The organism is Methanobrevibacter sp. (assembly GCF_045126245.1).
Classification (GTDB): Archaea; Methanobacteriota; Methanobacteria; order Methanobacteriales; family Methanobacteriaceae; genus Methanocatella.
On the sequence record NZ_JBGVOG010000075.1, the window covers coordinates 1 to 4,944 of the forward strand.

Here is a 4,944-nt window from a genome sequence, read left to right on the forward strand (position 1 = left end):
CACTCACAAAAAAATTAATCACATAAAGAGGATTCACCATAAGTCCTGCCTGATATGTTCCTTGAATAAATAATAAAGGAAAATGCCAAAAAGACCATAGCACTCCAAAAATCATGGATTCCCAAAACCAGTTCATATAGTAACCGATAGAATCTTCACAGTATCCTTTCCATCCCACTTCCTCAATTATCGAAGCAATTGTAATGGTAATAAATGCTCCTGCTATTCCAACACCAGTAAAAGAAAAGCTTTCAGTAAAGGAAAACTGGTCAAGTGACTGTCCAAAGAGCAACGACAACAGAATAGAACAGACTATTACAATCGCAAATACAATCACAGCCCAAACTACATTCAGCCATTTTACTTTGTAAAAGCCTAAAATCTTATTCTTAAAGTCTTGCTTAAGTGCATCTGAACCTGACGCCATAATGAAAACTGTAGATACAATAGCCGGAGCCATAAGACCTACGAGCATAAGTAATGGGCTGATGCTTTCTGGCAAGAATATTGCAGGAATCCAAAATATCCAAGTAAAAAGATACGCCAAAGCAAAAAAGAGAACCGGTTTATATTTGTAGTTTCCAGTATTGTTCACTCGACCGCCTCCATATCGCTCTTATCAATCATTTCGTAAATGAAACTCATCGATCCGTTCTCTGCACCGAGAAGTTTTTCAGTCATGTCTATGAAGACAGAAATATCCTTTTCACTGAATGAACCCTCATTAAACGTACTGTCGCTGATGATAAGGAGCATCTTAACACGCTCAGGTATATTTTCACATTCGAAGATACCTTCATTTACTCCCTCCACTATAACTTCGGATAAAAGTGGAGTAAGAACATTAATCAATTTTTGTCTGACTTTATAGTGCATTAACACATTTTCTGGCTGGAAAAGAGCGTTTTTTACGGGTTGTTCTGCTTCAGTAGGTTTTATAGATGCAAGTATCCCGACTATTTTTTGCGGTACTGAAATATCCATTGCGATGACCTGCTTTGCCATTTCGGTCTCATTATCAATCATCATGTCTATGACTTCTTCAAGCATCTGCTCTTTGCTTTCGAAATAGTAGTAGTATGTGCCTTTAGCTATTTGCGCTTTTTCTATGATTTCCTCAACGCGCGTATTCTCATATCCCCGTGTGAGAAACATATCATAAGCTATCTTTAACAACTCTTTTTTCCTTTTTTCACCTTTTTTCATAATATTCCACCAAATAGACCATCAGTCTGTTTTTATATTGCAATTAACTTCATATTTTTGTCAATCATTTTTCGACTTTCGGTCGGTTTTTTATTTTTAATCATAATATGAAAATTATAATATATAAATATTTTCACCGGATTTATAACCCATATTGATAAAATATGACCTGCAAATAATGTTATCATAAAAAAAATATTTTGGTGTTTTTAAAGTGGAAATAATAAATGCTTTTTGAACTATGTGTGAAAAAGGAAGCCATAAAACACATATTAAAGCTAATTGTCTATATCAAATTAGAAAATTTAGGATAATATCCTACTAAGCTCCCAATTCGACATCATAAATTGTTTTACATTAACAAGTAAATAATTACTTTTAGTTATAACAGAAATGACTCGAGAATAGATTTAATGAATCAAACATCAAAGTAAACATGCCTGAAAAATCACATTCAAACTGGGACAGTTGAGTGAATCTAGATATTGGAAAAACTATTTAAGTATCTTTTTGAGAGAAATACTGCAATAAATGCAGATACAAGACCAACGATGAGACCTGCAGCAACATCACCAGGATAGTGAACCCCTGCATACATCACTGTAAATGCCATCACGACCATATACATTGCCAGAAGAACTATCAAAACAGACCTGTGTTTTTTTACTTTCATCAAAATTACGCTGCCAACAGTCATTGAAATTGCAACATGGCCTGATGGGAAGGAGTTGAAGCCGTTGTCGGAACAAACCATCCTTATATTGCTTAAAACCACATATGGTCTCGGACTTACATATGAAAGTTTAAGTGTGAATACGAATACATATGTAAAAAATAGGGCGAAAAAGCACAGCAAAAGTATATTTTTAATCTTATCCCATTTCAAAGCCCATGCAAGTATCAGAAGTATTGCTAAAACTACTGGCACTATAGATGGACCGGTTGCTTTGTATATTACGGGCACCACCATGTCAAAAAACTGATTTTGCATACCATTGTTTATTAGTGTCAGCAAATCCATTGAATAAACCCCAATAATTAATGTTTACTAAATTAAATAAACCAAAAATAATATGAATTTTATTTTTGCCCGTATACTATACAAAATATTTACTACTTTCGCTCTCGAATTATAAATATGCAACAAAGAAACATATATATTTTTATTACTTTTATATTGACCCTAAGTTTTAGACATATTACTTGATGTGAAAACTTTCAAATCAGAGCTTCTTAATTTTACATATTTCATTTTTAAACCCTATTCTAATCCATTTTAACCTTCAAAAAAAGACTTACAGCCATTACCAAAACATCCAATCCGATGATAATGATAGTCAATTGTGGAATGATAAATGCAACAATCAATGCTATGAAATAACCTCCAAAAAGAAGCAACCTATTTTTATTATCGCGCATTTCGTCTTTCGGTGCTGTAGGGTTTGCTTTTGTTATCGCAATGTCTAAAAACTGAAATGATGCGGTCCACAAAATCAATGAGATAACATAAATGGCTTCAGCCAATGTTTCATTTGGCCCGTTACCTACAAGCGCTGTTGTAAATGGAATCAATGTAATGAAAAATAACCAGATTCCATTAGCCAAAAATACTTTACCGTCAATCAAATCCGCTTTTTCAAATGAGTTGTGATGTGATCTCCAAGCCAGATATATTAATGAAAAACTGACTACATATGAGTAAAAAATAGGTACTTGAGACAATAGGGAATTAATAGAAATTGTTTGAGGAACTGCCAGTTCCAAAACCATAATTGTTGCTGCAATTGCAACAATACCATCGCTTAAAGCCATTATCCTATCTTTATTCAAACTATCACCTTAAAACAATATCTATAAAAAATAGAATAAATAATTATAGTGTCAATGACACCATAATCAGGAAGCGTTCTTCATAATCCAATCAAATGCTTTAGTCGGCAATACTGCATGAGCAAAAACAAGTGGCTTAGCACCGAATCCAATCAGATATCTTGTTTTTGGATTCTTATTGTTTACCGCTTTTGAAATGGCTTTTGATACAACCTTCGGATCTGACATCATCTTTCCAGAGTATTGTTTGTGCATTCCTTCAGCGGTTTTTTTAGCTATTTCCTCATAAGCTCCACCTTTTGCAGATTTTTCCAAGTTATCTGCTGCAATATGACCCCAGTCAGTTTTGATTCCACCAGGTTCAATTAAGATAACTTTTATTCCAAAATCTGCCACTTCCATCCTAAGGCCATCGCTTAAGGCTTCAACGGCATATTTGGTTGCATGATACCATGAGCCCATGAAGCTTACCAAACGTCCTCCCATTGATGAGGTGTTTATAATCCTTCCGGAACCTTGTTTTCTCATATAAGGCAAAACATGCTGTATCAGTCTTGCAAGACCGAACACGTTTACTTCAAATTGTCTTTTTGCCTCTTCGATTGTTACGTCTTCAACTGCACCATAGGAACCATAACCTGCATTGTTAATCAATACATCGATGCACCCTTCATTATCAACAATAGTCTTAACGGCTTCATGACATGAATCCGCATCTGTAACATCCAAACTGATTGGTTTTACACCATACTGTTTGAGAGGTTCCATTTTTTCTACTCTTCTGGCACCACCATAGACAATATGGCCCTGTTCAGCCAACATCTGTGCTGTTTCATAACCCATACCGCTGCTGGCACCAGTTAGAAGAATTACTTTTTTTTCCATAATATCACTCAAAAACTTTTATTAATGCTTGAAAACAAATATTTTCTTAACAAGTAGTTTATTAAATTCGTTATAAATAATTAAAGTGTCAATTTTGACACCTAAAGATTAATCAGAGGATTAAAATGAGCGATAGAAAAAACTGTCCTGCAAGATCTGTTGAAACAATCCTAAAAGTGATTACAAAAAGATGGACATTGCAAATACTGTTTGACATGTTCTGCGGAAAAAAGCATTTCAATGAATTTCAAGAAGATAAACCTAAATTACTGAATAAATCATTATCAAGGCGCCTTCAGGAATTAGAAGAAAATGGACTAATCAAAAAAGAAATCAAAGACAACACTACTGAATACTACTTAACAGATGAAGGGAGATTGTTAAATAAAGTTATCTATGAACTAATGATGTATTCTATTAAACGGGATGTTAATGGAGAATATTTCAGTGAATATACAAAGGAATATATGATTAATGAAGCAAAAAAGCAATTAGATATAGATTAGGATTATTTAATTAAAAACAGCTATTGATTACTACGCCTTTGGAAACAAATAAAATAGTTAATTAATGGTTTCTCAATTAAATAATATTTTGGTGTTTTTAAAGTGGAAATAATAATGTCTTTTTGAACTATGTGTAAAAAAGGAAGCTATAAAACACATATTAAAGCTAATTGTCATTTAAATTGTCAGTTTATCAAATTAGAAAATTTCGGATAAAATCCAACTAGACTTCCAATTCGACATCATAGATTGTTTTACATTAACAAGTTAATGGCCAACAATAGATAGTAACTTGCTAGGAATAAATAAGAGATAGCAAGCACTAAATTTTCAACAGTCAAAATACTAATTCTCCAAATTTGATTGGAGTGTTTTTAATTGAATTCTCTTTCCACTTCATTAAAACACCTATTGTTAGAAATTATTATATTAGTGTTTTAGAATTCAATATATCCATTGTAAAATATTTAAAATTTGTTATTTTTACAAATAAATATTGTTCTGAGTATATAAAATT

The 4,944-nt window shown here is 32.8% G+C and carries 6 protein-coding genes; 1 reads left to right on the forward strand and 5 read right to left on the reverse strand.

What is annotated here, in order from left to right:
* From ACJMLZ_RS05755 to ACJMLZ_RS05775, 5 genes are all read right to left on the reverse strand, one after another.
* On the reverse strand, positions 1–547 hold a 547-nt coding region (locus tag ACJMLZ_RS05755), incomplete at its 3' end, for a type II CAAX prenyl endopeptidase Rce1 family protein (protein ID WP_405304437.1).
* Positions 548–591: 44 nt separating this feature from the next.
* Complete coding sequence (locus tag ACJMLZ_RS05760) at positions 592–1,206, reverse strand: TetR/AcrR family transcriptional regulator (protein WP_405304439.1); 615 nt, start codon at positions 1,204–1,206, stop codon at positions 592–594.
* Positions 1,207–1,684: 478 nt separating this feature from the next.
* Positions 1,685–2,227, reverse strand: a complete 543-nt coding sequence (locus ACJMLZ_RS05765) for a phosphatase PAP2 family protein (RefSeq protein ID WP_405304441.1) — start codon at positions 2,225–2,227, stop codon at positions 1,685–1,687.
* 245 nt (positions 2,228–2,472) lie between these two features.
* Positions 2,473–3,036 carry a TMEM175 family protein gene (locus ACJMLZ_RS05770; RefSeq protein ID WP_405304443.1) on the reverse strand — a complete coding sequence of 188 codons (564 nt, stop codon included), beginning with the start codon at positions 3,034–3,036 and terminating at the stop codon, positions 2,473–2,475.
* 66 nt (positions 3,037–3,102) lie between these two features.
* Positions 3,103–3,921: an oxidoreductase gene (locus ACJMLZ_RS05775; RefSeq protein WP_405304444.1), complete on the reverse strand. Its 819-nt coding sequence runs from the start codon at positions 3,919–3,921 to the stop codon at positions 3,103–3,105.
* A gap of 125 nt (positions 3,922–4,046) precedes the next feature.
* Between ACJMLZ_RS05775 and ACJMLZ_RS05780 the strand changes: the two genes are divergently transcribed.
* Positions 4,047–4,427, forward strand: coding sequence for a winged helix-turn-helix transcriptional regulator (locus ACJMLZ_RS05780; protein WP_405304446.1), 381 nt, complete (start codon positions 4,047–4,049; stop codon positions 4,425–4,427).
* Positions 4,428–4,944: the final 517 nt, after the last annotated feature.

Excerpts from the sequence above, each read along its gene's own strand:
- ACJMLZ_RS05760 (WP_405304439.1), bottom strand. The coding sequence starts at position 1,206 with ATGAAAAAAGGTGAAAAAAGGAAAAAAGAGTTGTTAAAGATAGCTTAT.
- ACJMLZ_RS05765 (WP_405304441.1), bottom strand. The coding sequence starts at position 2,227 with ATGGATTTGCTGACACTAATAAACAATGGTATGCAAAATCAGTTTTTT.
- ACJMLZ_RS05775 (WP_405304444.1), bottom strand. The coding sequence starts at position 3,921 with ATGGAAAAAAAAGTAATTCTTCTAACTGGTGCCAGCAGCGGTATGGGT.
- ACJMLZ_RS05780 (WP_405304446.1), top strand. The coding sequence starts at position 4,047 with ATGAGCGATAGAAAAAACTGTCCTGCAAGATCTGTTGAAACAATCCTA.